The organism is Achromobacter sp. SX5 (assembly GCF_056711425.1).
Genome location: NZ_CM160041.1, coordinates 2,500,577 through 2,515,962, shown reverse-complemented (window position 1 = coordinate 2,515,962; position 15,386 = coordinate 2,500,577). Strand labels below are relative to the sequence as shown.

The 15,386-nt window shown below is 68.6% G+C and carries 19 protein-coding genes; 12 read left to right on the top strand and 7 right to left on the bottom strand.

What is annotated here, in order from left to right; translation table 11 throughout:
- Position 1 precedes the first annotated feature (1 nt).
- From AC1M14_RS11940 to AC1M14_RS11930, 3 genes are read left to right on the top strand one after another with little or no spacing between them, the layout of a single operon-like run.
- On the top strand, positions 2–991 hold the full coding sequence (locus AC1M14_RS11940) for an ABC transporter ATP-binding protein (RefSeq protein WP_479731669.1): 990 nt from the start codon (positions 2–4) through the stop codon (positions 989–991).
- Complete coding sequence (locus AC1M14_RS11935; protein WP_479731668.1) at positions 988–1,962, top strand: ABC transporter ATP-binding protein; 975 nt, start codon at positions 988–990, stop codon at positions 1,960–1,962. Before AC1M14_RS11940 ends, AC1M14_RS11935 begins: the two co-directional genes overlap by 4 nt.
- Entirely contained in the window at positions 1,959–3,353 is a 1,395-nt protein-coding gene (locus AC1M14_RS11930; RefSeq protein WP_479731667.1) for a M20 family metallopeptidase, read from the top strand. The genes AC1M14_RS11935 and AC1M14_RS11930 overlap by 4 nt, the downstream gene beginning before the upstream one ends.
- 2 nt (positions 3,354–3,355) lie before the next feature.
- Here AC1M14_RS11930 and AC1M14_RS11925 read toward each other — a convergent pair whose 3' ends face one another.
- Positions 3,356–3,667 (bottom strand): addiction module antidote protein, encoded by a 312-nt coding sequence (locus AC1M14_RS11925; RefSeq protein WP_209166344.1) that lies wholly within the window; start codon positions 3,665–3,667, stop codon positions 3,356–3,358.
- Between the two features lie 201 nt (positions 3,668–3,868).
- Positions 3,869–4,495, bottom strand: coding sequence for a TetR/AcrR family transcriptional regulator (locus tag AC1M14_RS11920; protein ID WP_102776001.1), 627 nt, complete (start codon positions 4,493–4,495; stop codon positions 3,869–3,871).
- Positions 4,496–4,567: 72 nt separating this feature from the next.
- Here AC1M14_RS11920 and AC1M14_RS11915 point away from each other — a divergent pair, with 72 nt between their 5' ends.
- Together AC1M14_RS11915 and AC1M14_RS11910 are read left to right on the top strand one after the other, a co-directional pair.
- A complete protein-coding gene (locus tag AC1M14_RS11915; RefSeq protein ID WP_479731666.1) occupies positions 4,568–5,029 on the top strand; it encodes a carboxypeptidase regulatory-like domain-containing protein in 462 nt (153 codons plus the stop codon).
- Positions 5,030–5,146: 117 nt separating this feature from the next.
- The gene (locus tag AC1M14_RS11910; protein WP_479731665.1) at positions 5,147–5,725 is read left to right on the top strand and encodes a hypothetical protein; all 579 of its coding nucleotides are present in this window, start codon (positions 5,147–5,149) and stop codon (positions 5,723–5,725) included.
- Here the strand turns inward: AC1M14_RS11910 and AC1M14_RS11905 are convergent.
- Complete coding sequence (locus AC1M14_RS11905; protein WP_102775998.1) at positions 5,722–6,603, bottom strand: LysR family transcriptional regulator; 882 nt, start codon at positions 6,601–6,603, stop codon at positions 5,722–5,724. The two genes, AC1M14_RS11910 and AC1M14_RS11905, sit on opposite strands and share 4 nt — an antisense overlap.
- Positions 6,604–6,710: 107 nt before the next feature.
- Here AC1M14_RS11905 and AC1M14_RS11900 point away from each other — a divergent pair, with 107 nt between their 5' ends.
- Together AC1M14_RS11900 and AC1M14_RS11895 are read left to right on the top strand one after the other, a co-directional pair.
- Positions 6,711–7,835 (top strand): muconate/chloromuconate family cycloisomerase, encoded by a 1,125-nt coding sequence (locus AC1M14_RS11900; RefSeq protein WP_111824955.1) that lies wholly within the window; start codon positions 6,711–6,713, stop codon positions 7,833–7,835.
- 80 nt (positions 7,836–7,915) lie between these two features.
- Positions 7,916–8,896 (top strand): Bug family tripartite tricarboxylate transporter substrate binding protein, encoded by a 981-nt coding sequence (locus AC1M14_RS11895; RefSeq protein WP_479731664.1) that lies wholly within the window; start codon positions 7,916–7,918, stop codon positions 8,894–8,896.
- An 87-nt stretch (positions 8,897–8,983) separates the two neighbouring features.
- Here AC1M14_RS11895 and AC1M14_RS11890 read toward each other — a convergent pair whose 3' ends face one another.
- Both AC1M14_RS11890 and AC1M14_RS11885 read right to left on the bottom strand, forming a co-directional pair.
- On the bottom strand, positions 8,984–9,490 hold the full coding sequence (locus tag AC1M14_RS11890) for a 2-thiouracil desulfurase family protein (RefSeq protein ID WP_479731663.1): 507 nt from the start codon (positions 9,488–9,490) through the stop codon (positions 8,984–8,986).
- 17 nt (positions 9,491–9,507) lie between these two features.
- The gene (locus AC1M14_RS11885) at positions 9,508–10,932 is read right to left on the bottom strand and encodes an NYN domain-containing protein (protein WP_479731662.1); all 1,425 of its coding nucleotides are present in this window, start codon (positions 10,930–10,932) and stop codon (positions 9,508–9,510) included.
- Between the two features lie 245 nt (positions 10,933–11,177).
- Here AC1M14_RS11885 and AC1M14_RS11880 point away from each other — a divergent pair, with 245 nt between their 5' ends.
- Complete coding sequence (locus AC1M14_RS11880) at positions 11,178–12,044, top strand: motility protein A (protein WP_111824951.1); 867 nt, start codon at positions 11,178–11,180, stop codon at positions 12,042–12,044.
- On the top strand, positions 12,041–12,982 hold the full coding sequence (locus AC1M14_RS11875; protein ID WP_479731661.1) for an OmpA/MotB family protein: 942 nt from the start codon (positions 12,041–12,043) through the stop codon (positions 12,980–12,982). The genes AC1M14_RS11880 and AC1M14_RS11875 overlap by 4 nt, the downstream gene beginning before the upstream one ends.
- 10 nt (positions 12,983–12,992) lie before the next feature.
- On the opposite strand, the gene AC1M14_RS11870 is transcribed toward AC1M14_RS11875, so the two are convergent.
- Positions 12,993–13,346 (bottom strand): glycine zipper 2TM domain-containing protein, encoded by a 354-nt coding sequence (locus tag AC1M14_RS11870; RefSeq protein ID WP_479731660.1) that lies wholly within the window; start codon positions 13,344–13,346, stop codon positions 12,993–12,995.
- A 148-nt stretch (positions 13,347–13,494) separates the two neighbouring features.
- Here AC1M14_RS11870 and AC1M14_RS11865 point away from each other — a divergent pair, with 148 nt between their 5' ends.
- Together AC1M14_RS11865 and AC1M14_RS11860 are read left to right on the top strand one after the other, a co-directional pair.
- Complete coding sequence (locus AC1M14_RS11865; RefSeq protein WP_479731659.1) at positions 13,495–13,986, top strand: helix-turn-helix domain-containing protein; 492 nt, start codon at positions 13,495–13,497, stop codon at positions 13,984–13,986.
- Positions 13,986–14,402: a VOC family protein gene (locus tag AC1M14_RS11860; protein WP_479731658.1), complete on the top strand. Its 417-nt coding sequence runs from the start codon at positions 13,986–13,988 to the stop codon at positions 14,400–14,402. Before AC1M14_RS11865 ends, AC1M14_RS11860 begins: the two co-directional genes overlap by 1 nt.
- 20 nt (positions 14,403–14,422) lie before the next feature.
- Here AC1M14_RS11860 and AC1M14_RS11855 read toward each other — a convergent pair whose 3' ends face one another.
- Positions 14,423–14,863 (bottom strand): bleomycin resistance protein, encoded by a 441-nt coding sequence (locus AC1M14_RS11855; RefSeq protein ID WP_479731657.1) that lies wholly within the window; start codon positions 14,861–14,863, stop codon positions 14,423–14,425.
- Between the two features lie 153 nt (positions 14,864–15,016).
- On the opposite strand from AC1M14_RS11855, the gene AC1M14_RS11850 reads away from it, so the two are divergent.
- Positions 15,017–15,370 (top strand): YciI family protein, encoded by a 354-nt coding sequence (locus AC1M14_RS11850; RefSeq protein ID WP_111824947.1) that lies wholly within the window; start codon positions 15,017–15,019, stop codon positions 15,368–15,370.
- Positions 15,371–15,386 lie beyond the last annotated feature (16 nt).

Below are 15,386 nucleotides of genomic sequence, written 5' to 3'. Positions count from 1 at the left end.
GATGAGCGGCACGGATATCGTCCTCGACGTGCAGGGGCTGACCGTCGACATCGCCACGCCGCGCGGACCGCTGCATGCGGTGCGCGACGTGTCCTTCCAGGTCAGGCGCGGCGAAACGCTGTGCCTGGTCGGCGAATCGGGCTGCGGCAAGTCCATGACCTCGCTGGCCATCATGGGCCTGCTGCCCAAGGCCGCCCAGCGCCGCACGCGGCGTCTGGCCGTGCTGGGCGAGGATCTGTCGGCCGCCCGCGCGCGCCGCGTCAACGCGCTGCGCGGCAGCAAGATGGCGATGATCTTCCAGGAGCCCATGACGGCGCTCAACCCCGCCTACGCCATCGGCGACCAGCTGACCGAACACTACGTCCACCACTGCAAGGCGGGCCAGCGGCAGGCGCGCGACCGCGCGGTCGAATTGCTGGAGAAGGTCGGCATCGCCTCGGCCGCGCAGCGGCTGGGCCAGTATCCGCACCAGCTTTCCGGCGGGCTGCGCCAGCGCGTGATGATCGCGATGGCGCTGATGTGCGGGCCCGAACTGCTGATCGCCGACGAGCCCAGCACCGCGCTGGACGTCACCATCCAGGCGCAGATCCTGCGGCTGCTGGCCGAGCTGCAGGCCGAGCTGGGCATCGCCATGGTGCTGATCACCCACGACCTGGGCGTGGTCGCGCGCATCGCGCGGCAGGTCGCCGTCATGTACGCCGGCCAGGTCGTCGAGGAAGGGCCGGTGGCCGAACTCTTCGCCGCGCCCCGCCATCCCTATACCCAGGGGCTGCTGGGCTGCATCCCCGTGCCCGGACGCACGCCGCCGGGCGCGGCGCTGGGCACCATCCCCGGCGTGGTGCCGGCGCTGGTGGGCGAGCTCGAAGGCTGCGCCTTTTTCGAACGCTGCCCCCATGCGCAGCCGCGCTGCCGCCAGGCGGTGCCGGTGCATGGCCTGGACACGGGGCAGCGCTGGCGCTGCGTGCTGCATCCAGAGGGAGGCCGGGCATGAGCGCGTTGCTGCAAGCCGAAGGCGTCAGCCGCCAGTTCTCGGTGCGCGCCGGCATGTTCCGCCCGCGCAGCACCCTGCACGCGGTCAACGGCGTGGACCTGGAGGTCGAGCGCGGCGCGGTGCTGGGCATCGTCGGCGAATCGGGCTGCGGCAAGTCCACGCTGGCCCGCATGCTGCTGGGGCTGACGCCGCCCACCGAGGGCGCGGTGCGGCTCGACGGCCAGGACATCCGCGGCCTGGACCGGCGCGCGCTGGCGCGCCGCGTGCAGCCGGTGTTCCAGGACCCGTACTCCTCGCTGAACCCGCGGCGCACCATCGCCTCCATCGTCTCGCTGCCGCTGGAAGTGCACGGTATCGCCAACCCCAGGCAGCACAAGGCCATCGAAATGCTGGAGCGCGTGGGCCTGCCGCCGCGCCTGGCGCACAACACGCCGGGGCAGTTGTCCGGCGGCCAGCGCCAGCGCGTGGCCATCGCGCGCGCGCTGGTCATGCATCCCGAAATCGTCATCTGTGACGAGCCCACCTCGGCCCTGGACGTGTCGGTACAGGCCCAGATCCTGAACCTGCTGATGGACCTGCGGCGCGAATTCAACCTGACCTATGTCTTCATCAGCCACAACCTGGCCGTGGTGGAACACATCGCCACCCATGTGGCCGTGATGTACCTGGGCCGGGTGGTGGAATCCGCCGCCACCGCCCGCCTGTTCCACGAGCCGCGCCATCCCTACACCCAGGCGCTGCTGGCCTCGGTGCTCACGCCCGAACCGGGCCTGGGCATCCCCGACATGGGCCTGGGCCTGTCCTTTCCCGATCCGCTGCGCCCGCCGGCGGGCTGCCCGTTCCACCCGCGCTGCCAGCACGCGATGGACCAGTGCAAGACCGAACGCCCCGCGCTGGCGCAGCGCGGGCAGGCCCTGGTGGCCTGCCATCTCTATCCTTCCGATCCCCAGCATGGAGCCCGCCCATCATGACCCGCGCAGACGCCCTCGCCCAGGCCCAGCAATGCTTCGATTCCGGCGCCTTCCGCGCGCTGCTGGCGCGCCGCCTGGCCATGCCCACCGAAAGCCAGAACCCCGAACGCGCGGCCGTGCTGGCCGACTACCTGGACGCCGAAATCCGGCCGGCCTTCGAAGCCCTGGGCTTCACCTGCCGCACGCTGACGCATCCCAAGGCGCTGGCGCCGTTCCTGTACGCCGAGCGCATCGAAGACCCCGCCCTGCCCACCGTGCTGGGCTACGGCCACGGCGACGTCATACGCGGGTTGGAGCGGGAATGGAAGCAAGGCCTGTCGCCCTGGGGCCTGACCGAATCCGAAGGCCGCTGGTACGGCCGCGGCATCGCCGACAACAAGGGCCAGCACAGCATCAATATGGAAGCGCTGCGGCTGGTGCTGGAGACGCGCGGCCGGCTGGGATTCAACGCCAAATACCTGATCGAGATGGGCGAGGAAACCGGCTCCATGGGCCTGCGGGAACTGTGCGAAGCGCACCGCGATCTGCTCGCTGCCGACCTGCTCATCGCCTCCGACGGGCCGCGCCTGAGCGCCGAGCGGCCCACGGTATTCCTGGGCGCGCGCGGCAGCCTGAACTTCGACCTCAGCATCAAGGCGCGCGCCGGCGGCCATCATTCGGGCAACTGGGGCGGGCTGATCTCCAACCCCGGCATCCAGCTGGCGCACGCGATTTCCACGCTGGTCTCGCCGACCGGCCAGATCCGCGTGCCGGAATGGGTGCCCGCGGAACTGCCGCCGGCGGTGCGCCGCGCCCTGGCCGACTGCCAGGTCGACGGCGGCGCCGACGGCCCGGAGATCGAACCCGGCTGGGGCGAGCCCGGCCTGTCGCCGGCCGAACGCGTGTTCGGCTGGTGCTCGTTCGAAGTGCTGGCCTACAAGACCGGCAACCCCGACACCCCCGTCAACGCCATCCCGCCGCGCGCCTGGGCGCGCTGCCAGCTGCGCTTCGTGGTCGGCGTGGACCCCGACGAACTCATCCCCGCCCTGCGCCGCCATCTGGACCGCCAGGGCTTTCCCATGGTCCAGATCGCGCTCACCCGCGAAAGCATGTTCCGCGCCACCCGCATCGACCCGGAAGACCCGTGGGTGCGCTGGGCGGTGGAATCGCTGGAGCGCACCGCCGGCGTCAAGGCCGCGGTGCTGCCCAACCTGGGCGGCTCGCTGCCCAACGACATCTTCACCGACGTGCTGGGCCTGCGCACGATCTGGGTGCCGCATTCCTATCCGGGCTGCTCCCAGCACGCGCCCAACGAACACCTGCCGCCGGAGCTGCTGCGCCAGGCGCTCGGATTGATGACGGGACTGTACTGGGACCTCGGCGCGGGCGGCACGCCGGCGCTGGCGCGCTGAACTCAGGGCGCGGACCGCGCCGCCGACAGCGGCTGGACCGCCAGGCGCAGGCCCATCGCCTTGAGTATGGCGATCAGGCTGCTCAACGCCGGATTGCCCTGGGGCGATAACGTGCGATAAAGCTGGGTCGGATTCAGGCGGGCCTGCTCGGCCACCGCCTGCACGCCGCCGTAGGCGCGCGCGAGCTGGCGCAGCACGATCAGCAACTCGGCCTGCTCGCCGTCCTGGAGAATGTCATTGATGACTTCCAGCGCAAGCGTCGGATCGTTGCGGTATAGCTCCGCCATTGCTTCGTCATGGGCTCTGCTTTTCATGCGTCGGTTCTCCGTTGCCAGTCTTGCCAGCACTGCACTGCGCGCTCGATATCCGCGTGGCGCAGTACACCCGCTCGATTCGATACATGGGCATTTTCGTTTATAGACGAATATCAATCAAGCATGAGGCCTCAAGCACGAGCATTTCGTCCAGCCGGCGCGCTCCCCGCGGCCGTCCACAGACGAAAAAAAAGCCTCCTGCTAGGAGGCGGGCTGGGGCGGCAGCCGTATTCGCATGCCTTCCAGCAGCAGGTCCGTGATGAAGTCCGCCAGGCGCTCGCGCTGTTCGGCGTCGGGGGTCTGGCGGGTGAAGCGTTCGATGATGCCCATGAGCGACTGCGCGAACCAGTCGGCGCGCGGCTGCGTGCGCAACAGGCCCGCCTGCTGCTCGGCCCGCACGTTGTCGGCGAGCATCGCCACCAGTTCGTCCTTCAGGGCCTCAGCCGACGCCGCCTGGAAGAAGCCGATGCGGGTCAGGTTGGGATCTTCCTGCAGGATGTCCAGCAGCCCGCCCACGCCCTGGCGGATGCGGCCGGCCAGTTCGGCCTCGGGCAGGTCGTCCGGCAGGCGCGCCTGGCCGATGGCCTGGCGCAAGCGCTGCATGAACATGTCCACCAGCTCGTCGTACGCGGCCTGCTTGCTGCTGAAGTACTGGTAGAAGACCGGCTGCGTCACGCCGGCGCGGGCGACGATGTCGCTGATCCGGGTGTGCTGGAACCCGCGTTGCGCGAACTCCGCCGCCGCGACCGCCAGAAGCTGCAGCCGGGTGCGCTTGCCTTTGGTGAGACGCTCGTCTTGCGACGCAGGAGAAGGTGGTAACGTGATCATCGCGAGAAAATACTACCTATCAACAGTTTTAGCCACTGCCAACCCCCTACCGGACCGCCGTCCGGCCAGCCGATGAGATTGCCGTTACGCATCCTGCCCGCCGCCCCCGTTCTTGCCCTCGCGCTCGCCAGCGCCGGCTGCGTTCCCTACCCCGTCTACAAGACCCTGCAACCCGAAGCGCGCCCTACCGTGCTGGACGAGGCCGAGCGGCCCGTGGCGGATGCCCGCGTGGTGCTGATCAGCAGCGCATACCCCTACGGCCGCGAACGTTTTCGCAACGAAACGCGCAGCGCCGCCGACGGCGCGGCGGCGTTTCCCGCGATCCGCGAATGGCGCGCGGAATCGATGATGCTGCACGGCGCGCAGACCTATTTCTGGAACTGGTGCGTGGAAAAAACCGGCTATGAAACCTACGAAACCATGAACCGCGAGCCTGACGGTTTCGAGCCGCGCGCGCAGGTGCGCCTGCGGGCCGGCGAGTCGCGCTCATGCAACAGCGCGCAACCGCCCCTGACGCCACGCCCGCGGCCCTGAAACGGCTTGAAATCCCGGTAGCGCTTGCGACAACCCGTGACGCCCGCGCAGCAGTAAAGTATTGATGTTGCCTCTTGCCGCGCGCCATGCCGGCCGGGGCGATCCAGGAGCAGAATCATGAATCGGTTTTCGGTCCGCGCCACGGCGCTGGCCTTGGCGCTGGCGGTGGTCAGCGCGCCCGCGCTGGCCGGCGGCAGGCACGGCGGCGGTTATTGGGGCGGCGGCCACCACGGCGGCTATGGCGGCTACGGCGGCGGTTATCACCACTATCACGGCGGCGGCGGAAGCAGCTCCGACGGCTGGTGGGTGGGCGGCGCGTTCGCGCTGGCCGCGATCGGCCTGCTGCTGGCGGCGGACTCGGGGCCTTCCTACGCGCAGGCCGGCGTCTATGCGCCGGGCGTGGGCTATACCACCCCGCCGGTCTACGGCGCGCCGACCTATCCGGACTCCGTGTACGAGACGCCGCAATATCAGCCTCCCGAGCAGCCGCAATACGTGCCGCCGCCGCAATACGAACAGGCCGCGCCCATGGGCTCGCCCCAGGCCGGCGCCAGCAGCGATTGCCAGCGCTGGGCCATGAACCAGAGCGGCTACGACCCGGCGCACATCTCGCAATGGACCACGCAGGTCTCGGTGGACACCTACAACCGCATGCTGCAATCCTGCATGGCAGCAGGCCGCGAGTACACCAACTAGGTTGCCAATCCCGCAGCCAGCGCCAGCGCGCGCTGCAAAAACGCAGACTGGTCATCCTTGCGGTAGCTCACGATCACCGGCGACACGAACGCATCGCCTTCGATCCGCACGTGGGCCACGTCCTGCCGTTGCAAGCGCTGCACCGAGGCCGGCACCACTGACACGCCCACGCCCGCGGCCACCAGGCCTATCGCGGTCTGCAGCTCGTTGGCCTCCTGTTCGACCTGCAGCGCGTAGCCCGCGGCGCGGAACAGCCCCAGCACATGGTCCGCAAAGTTCGGCCGCGGCCGCGCCGGATACAGCACGAACGGTTCCTGCGCCAGGCGTTGCGCCGACACGCTGCCCATCGCCGCCAATGGATGATGCAGCGGCACGGCGGCCATCAATGGTTCGGTCATCAGCACCCGGCGTTCGATCGCCGGATCATCCAGCAGGATCCGGCCGATACCTAGATCGATGCGCCCTGTTTTTAGCGCTTCCAATTGCGGCAGCGTGGTCATTTCCGCCAAGCCGACTTCCACCTTGGGATCGGCGCTGCGCAATTGGCGGATCAGCTCGGGCACGAAGCCATACAGGGTCGACGGAACAAAACCGATGCCGAACCAGCGTCGCTGCGTTTGCCCCAGACGGCGCGTGCCTTCCAGCACTTCTTCCAGCCGGGCGGTCAACAGCCGCGATTGCTCCAGCAGGAAGCGCCCGGCTTCCGTCAGCCGCAAGGCGCGGGTAGTGCGTTCGAACAGTTGCACCCCCAGTTCTTCCTCGAACTGGCGGATCTGACGGCTCAGCGGCGGCTGGGCAATATGCAGCCGGGCGGCGGCACGCGTGAAGCTCCCCTCTTCCGCCACTGCCTGGAAGTATCTTAGGTGTCTGAGTTGCATGGCATATTTATACCCAATAGATATCAATAGGAAGCCATATAGTCTTGGACTCAAGCGGAAAGCGCAAGTCATACTGCCCCTGTCATGTCATTTCTGATAATAAAAGTATGAATCTGCCAAGCATTCTCTCGGTTCAGGCCATTCTGGTGGATCTGCCCACCATCCGCGCCCATCAACTGGCCATGGCGGTCATGCAGCGGCAAACGCTCGTGATCGTGCGCCTGACGTGCAGCGACGGCATCGAAGGCATCGGTGAAGCCACCACCATTGGCGGCCTGTCTTACGGTGAAGAGAGCCCCGAAGGCATCAAGCTGGCAATCGATACCTATCTGGCTCCGGCACTGACCGGCCTGGACGCCACCAACATCCACGCGGCCATGCAGCACCTGGAAAAGGTGGCCCGCGGCAATCGCTTCGCCAAGTCCGCATTGGAAACCGCGCTGCTGGACGCCCAGGGCAAGCGGCTGAACGTGCCGGTGTCGACCCTGCTGGGCGGCGCCGTGCGCCCCCGTCTGCCGGTGCTCTGGACGCTGGCCAGCGGCGATACCGCCCGTGACATCGAGGAAGCCGAGTCGCTGCTGCAAAGCCGCCGCCACAACACGTTCAAGCTGAAGGTGGGCCGCCGCGCCGTGTCGCAAGACGTGGCGCACGTGTCGCGCATCAAGCAGGCGCTGGGCGACCGCGCCCGCGTGACGGTGGACGTGAACCAGGCCTGGAACGAGGCCGATGCGGCCGGCGCCATCGCGCGGCTGGAAGCGGCGGGCGTGGACCTGATCGAACAACCCATAGCCCGCGCCAACCTGGCCGGGATGGCCCGGCTGGCCGCGCGCTTCGTCGTCCCGATCATGGCGGACGAAGCCGTAAATGGCCCGGAAGACGCGCTGGACATCGCGCGCCAAGGCGCGGCCGACGTGCTGGCGTTGAAGATCGCCAAGTCGGGCGGCCTGCACGAGATGCTGCGCACTGCGGCGGTGGGCGATGCCGCCGGCATGTCGCTATACGGCGGCACGATGCTGGAAGGCTCGGTGGGATCGATCGCGTCGGCGCACGGCTTTGCCTGCCTGCCGCGCCTGTCTTGGGGCACCGAACTGTTCGGTCCGCTGCTGCTGAAGGACGACATCGTCGTCAATCCGCCGCGCTACGCCGATTTCGAACTGGAACTTCCCGACGGCCCCGGCCTGGGGCTGACGCTGGACGAAGACAAGCTGAATTTCTACCGGCGGGACCGCTGACGGACCGCAGACACGCGACATCCGGCCGCGCCCGCCTCGAAGGGCGCACCCACAATAATTCATGCACTACGGAGACGACCATGCGCCACCTATTCAAACCCTTTGCCCGCGCCATCCTGGCCCTATCGCTCTTGGGCGGCGCGTCCGCCGCGCTGGCCGACGGCTACCCTGACCGCCCAGTCAAATGGATCGTGCCCTTCCCGCCGGGAGGCGCCATGGACAGCATCGCCCGCACGCTGGGCGAATCCATGGGCAAGCAGCTGAACACGTCAGTCATCGTCGAGAATCGCGCCGGCGCGGGCGGCAACATCGGCGCGGCCTCGGTCGCGCGCGCCAAGCCCGACGGCTACACGATTCTGATCGTGGCCAACGGCATGGCCGTCAACCCGGCGCTGTACGCCGACCTGAACTACGACCCCATCAAGGACTTCGCACCTATCTCGCTCTTGGCCGTGGTGCCCAACGTACTGGTCACCAATCCGGCCCGCACCGGCGCGACCAGCGTGCAGGACGTGATCGCCAAGGCGAAAGCCCGGCCCGGCCACTACACCTACGCCTCGGCCGGCGTGGGCACGTCGATCCATCTGGCGGGCGAACTCTTCGTATCGATGACGGGCGTCGACATGCTGCACGTGCCCTACAAGGGCAGCGGCCCGGCCGTGGCGGATTTGCTGGGCGGCCAGGTGGACTACATGTTCGACAGCATCACGTCCGCCAAGCCGCACATCGTCAGCGGCAAGCTGCGCGCGCTGGCCGTCACCACGGCCAAGCGCTCCGCCGCCCTGCCTGACGTGCCGACCCTGCGGGAAGCCGGCGTGCCGGGCTACGAACTGATGCCCTGGTTCGCGGCGTTCGCCCCCGCCGGCACCCCGCCGGAAGTGGTGGCCAGGCTGAACGAAGCCATGCGCAATGCGTTAGTGGAACCGAAGGTGAAGGCAACCCTGGATTCGATCGGCGCGGAGTCTATCGGAAGCAGCCCGGACGCACTGCGCGACCATCTGGCCAAAGAAACCACACAGTGGAAGACCCTGGTCAAGGAACGCAACATCAAGATCAACTGATGCACCGGGGCAGGCCCTGCCCGCCCCGACATCTCGGACCGGCCTGCGGCAGGTTTACGGCGTTTCCCCAGCCCGCGGAACGGCGCGCTAAGCGCCGTCGCCCGCCTCCAGGCGCGCCAGCCAGTCCTGGGCTTCGCGCCACTGGTGTTCGCTGAACACGCGCACGCCCGCCTGCGCAAGCAGTTCGGCCGTCACGCCCGAGCCGGGGATCTTGTTGCCGGCGAAATGGCCGTCGTACACATAACCGCTGCCGCAGGACGGGCTGCCCTCCTTGAGCACCGCGACCCGGATGGCATGGCGGCGCGCGGCCGCCAGCGCCTCGCGCGCGCCTTGCACGAAGGGCGCGGTCACGTCCTCTCCCGACACCGCCACGATGCGGGCGCGGCCGGCCAGCACCGTCGCCGCCGCGGCGCCCGGCTCGATCTCGGCGGGCGGACGCGGCACGGGCAGGCCGCCGGCGACCTCGGGACAGACAGCCACCACGCGGCCCTGCTTTAGCCAGCGCGCCAGCACCGCGTTGTCGTGCGAGACGGCGCGCGCGTCGTAGCGCACCGGCTTGCCCAGCAGGCAGGAACTGACCAGCACGTATTCCATACGCAATTCCGGCAGGCTCAGGAGGATTCCTCGGCCGCCTTGCGCGTCCGCCGCGGGGCGGCGGTCTTGCGGGCCGTCTTGCGCGCGGGCTTGGCGGCCGGCTCGGCCTCGGCAGGCGCGGCGGCCGCGGGTTCGGCGGCGGTCGCTTGCGCCTTGGCCTCGGCGGCCTTGGGCGTGGTCTTGCGGGCGCCGCGGGCGCGCTTGGCGGGGGCTGGCACGGGCTCCGCCGCCGGCTCCTCGATCTGCGGCGACGGCTTGACGAAGGTCCATTCCGTCACGTCGACCACGGGCGGCGGTGCGGCCACGGCCATAGGCTGGCGCTGCGGCGGAGCGGGCTTGGGGATGGGCGGCAGTTGCGCGGCGACGGGAGGGGGCGCCGCGTCGGCCGGCCTGGGGGCCTCCGGCTGCGCATAGGCCTCGGCCGCAGCCGGGGCGGATTCTTCGCGCGGGGCGGCGTCGGGCTTCTGGCCCGCGCCCCGGCCGGACGTCTTGCGCCCGCCCCGTGCATTGCGGGCCGGCCTGGCGCCGGCGGCTTCCGGCGCCGCGGCGGCGGACGGTGCTTCGGCGGCGTCGCTGGCTTGCGCGCGCGCCGCAGGACGCCCGGCCGGCTCGCCGCCGGCGCTGTCGCGGTACACATAAGTGCCGGATTTTTCCTCGCGGCCCACTTCCAGGAAACCGCGCGACTGCGCCTCTTCCAGCAGGTTGCCGAAGGCCCGGAAGCCGTAGTAGGACTCGTTGAAATCCGGCTTGCGGCGCTTGAGCGCGTCCTTCAGCGCCGAGGCCCAGATCTTGCCGCTGTCGCCGCGCTCGGCCACCAGCGCCTCGAAGGTCTCGACCACCATCTCGACGGCCTGGGTCCGGCGCGCCTCCTGCTCTTCCTTGCGGCGGCGTTCCTCGTCGGGCGTGCGGCGCTGGCCGCCGTTGGCGCCGCGGTTGTCGCGGCGGGCCTCGGCGGCGCGCTGTCCTTCGCGCGCCAGGTCGTCATAGAAAATGAATTCGTCGCAGTTGGCGATCAGCAGGTCGGAGGTGGACTGCTTCACTCCCACGCCGATCACCTTCTTGTCGTTCTCGCGCAGCTTGGACACCAGCGGCGAAAAATCGGAGTCGCCGCTGATGATCACGAAGGTGTTGACGTGCGACTTGGTGTAGCAGAAGTCCAGCGCGTCCACCACCAGCCGGATGTCGGCCGAATTCTTGCCCGACTGGCGCACGTGCGGGATCTCGATCAGCTCGAAATTGGCCTCGTGCATGGGAGCCTTGAATTCCTTGTAGCGCTCCCAGTCGCAATAGGCCTTCTTGACGACGATGCTGCCCTTGAGCAGCAGGCGTTCCAGCACGGGCCGGATGTCGAACTTGTGGAATTTGGTGTCGCGCACGCCCAGCGCCACGTTCTCGAAATCACAGAAAAGCGCCATGCTGACGCTTTCGTTGGGGTTGTTCATGTTTTGCTCCAGTTCGGCGGCGGCCGCCGGGCGAGGCGCCGCCAGATGCCGCCCATGATATACATATCCGCCGGTCCGCCCCCATTTTGACGGATCGCCAGGCAGCCCGGGCGCGCAGGCCAAGCCGATGCTTACGGCCTATTTCGCCCCGCTTTCCGGCCGATTGAGCGGCGCCGGTCCTGGCTAGAATTTCCCGAAATTCCGGCACTCCGCGCGCGGAGCGCCTTCGTTATCGGGCAAGATCCATGAATCCGTCTACCCTCATCGGCGCCGCCGTCGGCCTGTTCACCCTGGTCATCGTGGTGGCCCTGGCGGCCACCGACCCCAGCCTCTACATCAACCTGCCCGGGCTGGCCATCGTGCTCGGCGGCACCTGCGCGGCGCTGTTCATCGCCTATCCGCTGTCCGAGGTGGTGCGGATCTTCAAGCTGGTGCGCACCGTGTTCCGCAACGACCAGCACGACCAGCAGCGCGACATCGACGAACTGGTGACCATGGCCCAGCTCTGGATGAACACCGACGTGCGCAAGGTCGAAGAGGCGCTGAAAAAAGTCTCCAATCCCTTCCTGCGCACCGGCGTGCAGCTCATCATCGACAATACGCCGGAAGACCAGATCATCGAACTGCTGCAATGGCGCGTGGCGCGCCTGCGCGCCCGCGAACAGGCCGAAGCGCAGATGTTCCGCGTCATGGCCACCTTTGCGCCCGCCTTCGGCATGCTGGGCACCCTGGTCGGGCTGATCAACCTGATGTCGGTGCTGGGCGACGGCAGCATCCAGACCATCGGCCAGCAGCTGGCCATCGGCCTGATGACCACCTTCTACGGCATCCTGCTGGCCAACCTGGTGTGCAAGCCCATCGCCCTGAAACTGGAGCGCCGCACCGCGCGCCGCGTCGAATCCATGAACATGGTGCTGCAAGGCATCGCCATGATGTGCGAGAAGCGCGGCCCCGCCGTCGTGCGCGAAACGCTCAATTCCTTCGTCATGCACATCGAAGACGAAATCCATGACGGCGGCCTGCAGGAGCCGGCCCAGCCCAAGGCCGACGGCGCGGCCAAGCCCGCCGTCCGTTCCGTGCCCCTGGCCCGCCCGGCCGCCGCGCGCCAATGAGCCTGATCTCGCCCACCCTGGCCGAGCGGATCGAGCAGGCCCGCCAGGCCGAGCTGCGCGCCCGCAAGGCGGCCGCCGGCGGCGCCTGGCGCCAGGGCAGAAGCGGCCGCCAGGACCGCTACGCCCGCTGGCACGTCGAGGACAACGTAGAACCGGAATCCGAACACTGGCTGCTCAGCTACCTGGATCTGATCACGCTGCTGCTGGCGCTGCTGGTCGTGCTGCTGGCGCTGACCCGCCTGCAGGGCCTGGCTTTCTTCGGCAACGAGCAGCCTGTGCAGCTGGTCGGCTCGCTGGCCGCCAGCGGCCTGCCGGCATACGACGGCGAATATTCCGAATTCGACGCCGTGGCCATCCCGGCCAGCTGGGCCGAGCCGCCGGCCCCGGCCGAGCCGCCCGCGGCCACCGTGGCCGACGCCGCGCCCGCGCAGGAAGGCGAGATCGTGGCCGAAGCCGCGCCGCCGCTGCGCGCGCCGTCCAAGGAATCGCTGGGCCTGGCCGACCTGGGCAACTCGGTCGACGTCATCATCAATGAACAATCGGTCAGCTTCCGCATCAGCAACGAACTGCTGTTCCCGTCCGGCCAGGCCACCCTCAGCCCGGCCGGGCTGGACGTCATCAAGCGCCTGGCCGGCATCCTCAACAAAAACGATTACCAGGTGTCCGTCGAAGGCCATAGCGACCCGGTGCCCATCCAGACCCGGCAGTTCGCCTCGAACTGGGAACTGTCCAGCAGCCGCGCCACCAGCGTGCTGCGCGAACTGGTGCGCGACGGCGTCGCGCCGCAGCGCCTGCGCGCGGTCGGCTACGCCGAAACCCGCCCGCTCGAATCCAACGACACCGCCGCGGGCCGCGCCGCCAACCGGCGCGTGGAACTGATCATGGACATCACCGCGCCGCAGAAGGCGGCGCAGGGTCCCGCCGCGCCGCGTTCCTGAGCCGCCGTCCTCAATGGCGGTGGCGGCCGTAAGAGCGATGGTGGCCGCGATAGCCGTCATCGCCGCGATAGCCGGCGCGCCGGTACGAATGATGGTCGCGACCGCGGTCGCGGTCCCAGTGGCGGCGGCCACCGCGGCGGTGGTCGTTATCGTCCGTCAGCACATTGCCCAGCACCCCGCCGGCCGCCGCGCCGCCCAAGGTGACCCAGGGATCGCCATCCGACAGCAACGCACCCGCCACGCCACCCAGTCCGGCGCCGATGACGGTGTTGCGCGTCTCGCGGTCGGCCAGCGCCGTGGTGCTGACGCCCAGCGCCAGCGCGCCCGCAAGTACCGCTTGAATCAGTCGTTTGGTGATGGCCATGATTATTCTCCTGTAGCCGGCGTCCCCGCCCCACGGGGATCGCACGATCGGGACCCAAATTAGCATCGCCGCCATGTGTCAGTCCTGCTGGCTGGGATACCGGGTGTATAAGCTGTTTCAGTCGCTTTCCAGCGCCTAAACTGGACAAATGCCGCCCGCCACGCCCAAACCCATGGCCCCCGCCCTGCTGCGCCGCCTGCTGCGCGCCAAGGACCGCATCGACGCCGCCTCGCACGAGGCCTGGCCGGTCGAGCGTCTGGCCGCGGTGGCAGGCGTCACCGAAGCGCATTTCGCCCGCAGCTTCAAACAGGCCTTCGGCCTGCCGCCGCACCGCTATCTGCTGACCCGGCGCATCGAACGCGCGACGGCCCTGCTGCGCGACACCGCGCTCAGCATTACCGACGTCGCCTACGCCAGCGGCTGGGAGAGTCTGGGCAGCTTCGGCCGGGTGTTTCGCGACGTGACCGGCCACAGCCCCGGCGCCGTGCGCCGCCAGGCCCGGACTTCGCATGAACAGCTCGCCCCGGTGCCGGCCTGTATTCTGAAAGCCGCGTTGCGGCCTGAACTCGAAACCGCAGTTTTGGAGAAGCGCCGCCGCAAGAGCAGGACTACATTGCCCACACCAACCCAGGAGGTCTAATGAATCCAGGAATCAATGTGGTGGGCCTGTACGTCGACGACCAGGACGAGGCGCTCGCCTTCTATGTCGGCAAGCTCGGTTTCAAGGTCCATACCGACGTGCAGAACGGGCCGTACCGATGGCTGACGGTCCAGCATCCCGACCAGCCCTCTTTCCAGCTCGGCCTGTTCAGGCCCGGCCCGCCGGTGCACGACGACACCACCATGCAAACCCTGCTCGCCGTGGTCGCCAAGGGCGCCATGCCGCCCCTGGTCCTGCACGTTTCCGACTGTCGTGCGCAATATGCCCGGCTGAAGACCGCCGGGGTCGAATTCACTCAGGAGCCGATGGAGCGCTACGGCAGCATCGACGCGGGCTTTCGCGATCCCGCCGGCAATGGCTGGAAAATGATCCAGACCCCGCGCGGCGGGACGTAAGCGCGCGCCGGAGCAGGACTTCAGCTGGCGAACCTGAGCAGGTATCCGTCGGGGTCCTGCACCAGGAGCTCCTTGCAGGACGACCAGCCCGACCCGACGTGGTAGCGCTTTTCCTCGATCGGGCGGAACAACGGCCAACCGGCTGCTTCCAGCGACGCAGCCAGCGGCTCGATGGCAGGCACCTGCATCTGGAAGTTGATGCCTCGTCCGAAGGGCCGTTCCAATGGGCCGGTTTCCCAGGAGCCGTTGATGGCGCACAGCATGACCTGGAGCGGGCCGCGCTCGATATAGGCGAAGCCGGCCTCGGGGCGCGCGTAAGCCACTTCAAATCCAAGCAGGCCGCACCAGAAGTCCAGGCTGGCCTGCAGGTCGGAGACATCCAACTCAGGCACCAGGGGCGCGAATCCTCCCGTGGGCAATCTGCCTTCGGAGGCCGCGGCATTGCGTTGCTGTTGATCCATGGGCATATCCTGTCGTCGACGGCGCGATGCCCCGTGCCCGCGCCGGCCGACATACTACAGGACCCGCACGCGAGGCTACGAAAACAATGGCGAAACCGCCGCGATCGGCGGTAATCTGGCGGACCCGATCCGTCGTCCGTCCAGGAAGCTCCCATGTCGTACCTGCTATTGATCGTCGAACCGGCGGGCCAGCGCGCCCGGCGCACGCCCGAGGAAGGCCGCGAGGCCTATGCGCAGATGGTCGGCTATGCCGAGGACCTGCAGGCGCGCGGCCTGCTGGTGCGCGCGGAGTCGCTCAAGTCGGATTCGGAGGCGGTGCGCCTGCAGATCCGCGACGGCGAGCGCTCCCTGCTCGACGGCCCCTATGCCGAGGCCAAGGAGATGATCGGGGGATTCTTCCTGCTGAGCTGCGAGACGCGCGAGGAAGCGCTGGCGCTGGCGGCGCAGTGCCCGGCCGCGCAATGGGCCACGGTGGAGGTGCGCGAGCTGGGCCCCTGCTTCATGTAGCCGCCGTGGCCCGGCT

Bases quoted from the DNA above. Each gene is read 5' to 3' on its own strand.
- AC1M14_RS11940 (WP_479731669.1), top strand. From the start codon at position 2: ATGAGCGGCACGGATATCGTCCTCGACGTGCAGGGGCTGACCGTCGAC.
- AC1M14_RS11935 (WP_479731668.1), top strand. From the start codon at position 988: ATGAGCGCGTTGCTGCAAGCCGAAGGCGTCAGCCGCCAGTTCTCGGTG.
- AC1M14_RS11930 (WP_479731667.1), top strand. From the start codon at position 1,959: ATGACCCGCGCAGACGCCCTCGCCCAGGCCCAGCAATGCTTCGATTCC.
- AC1M14_RS11925 (WP_209166344.1), bottom strand. From the start codon at position 3,667: ATGAAAAGCAGAGCCCATGACGAAGCAATGGCGGAGCTATACCGCAAC.
- AC1M14_RS11920 (WP_102776001.1), bottom strand. From the start codon at position 4,495: ATGATCACGTTACCACCTTCTCCTGCGTCGCAAGACGAGCGTCTCACC.
- AC1M14_RS11915 (WP_479731666.1), top strand. From the start codon at position 4,568: ATGAGATTGCCGTTACGCATCCTGCCCGCCGCCCCCGTTCTTGCCCTC.
- AC1M14_RS11910 (WP_479731665.1), top strand. From the start codon at position 5,147: ATGAATCGGTTTTCGGTCCGCGCCACGGCGCTGGCCTTGGCGCTGGCG.
- AC1M14_RS11905 (WP_102775998.1), bottom strand. From the start codon at position 6,603: ATGCAACTCAGACACCTAAGATACTTCCAGGCAGTGGCGGAAGAGGGG.
- AC1M14_RS11900 (WP_111824955.1), top strand. From the start codon at position 6,711: ATGAATCTGCCAAGCATTCTCTCGGTTCAGGCCATTCTGGTGGATCTG.
- AC1M14_RS11895 (WP_479731664.1), top strand. From the start codon at position 7,916: ATGCGCCACCTATTCAAACCCTTTGCCCGCGCCATCCTGGCCCTATCG.
- AC1M14_RS11890 (WP_479731663.1), bottom strand. From the start codon at position 9,490: ATGGAATACGTGCTGGTCAGTTCCTGCCTGCTGGGCAAGCCGGTGCGC.
- AC1M14_RS11885 (WP_479731662.1), bottom strand. From the start codon at position 10,932: ATGAACAACCCCAACGAAAGCGTCAGCATGGCGCTTTTCTGTGATTTC.
- AC1M14_RS11880 (WP_111824951.1), top strand. From the start codon at position 11,178: ATGAATCCGTCTACCCTCATCGGCGCCGCCGTCGGCCTGTTCACCCTG.
- AC1M14_RS11875 (WP_479731661.1), top strand. From the start codon at position 12,041: ATGAGCCTGATCTCGCCCACCCTGGCCGAGCGGATCGAGCAGGCCCGC.
- AC1M14_RS11870 (WP_479731660.1), bottom strand. From the start codon at position 13,346: ATGGCCATCACCAAACGACTGATTCAAGCGGTACTTGCGGGCGCGCTG.
- AC1M14_RS11865 (WP_479731659.1), top strand. From the start codon at position 13,495: ATGCCGCCCGCCACGCCCAAACCCATGGCCCCCGCCCTGCTGCGCCGC.
- AC1M14_RS11860 (WP_479731658.1), top strand. From the start codon at position 13,986: ATGAATCCAGGAATCAATGTGGTGGGCCTGTACGTCGACGACCAGGAC.
- AC1M14_RS11855 (WP_479731657.1), bottom strand. From the start codon at position 14,863: ATGGATCAACAGCAACGCAATGCCGCGGCCTCCGAAGGCAGATTGCCC.
- AC1M14_RS11850 (WP_111824947.1), top strand. From the start codon at position 15,017: ATGTCGTACCTGCTATTGATCGTCGAACCGGCGGGCCAGCGCGCCCGG.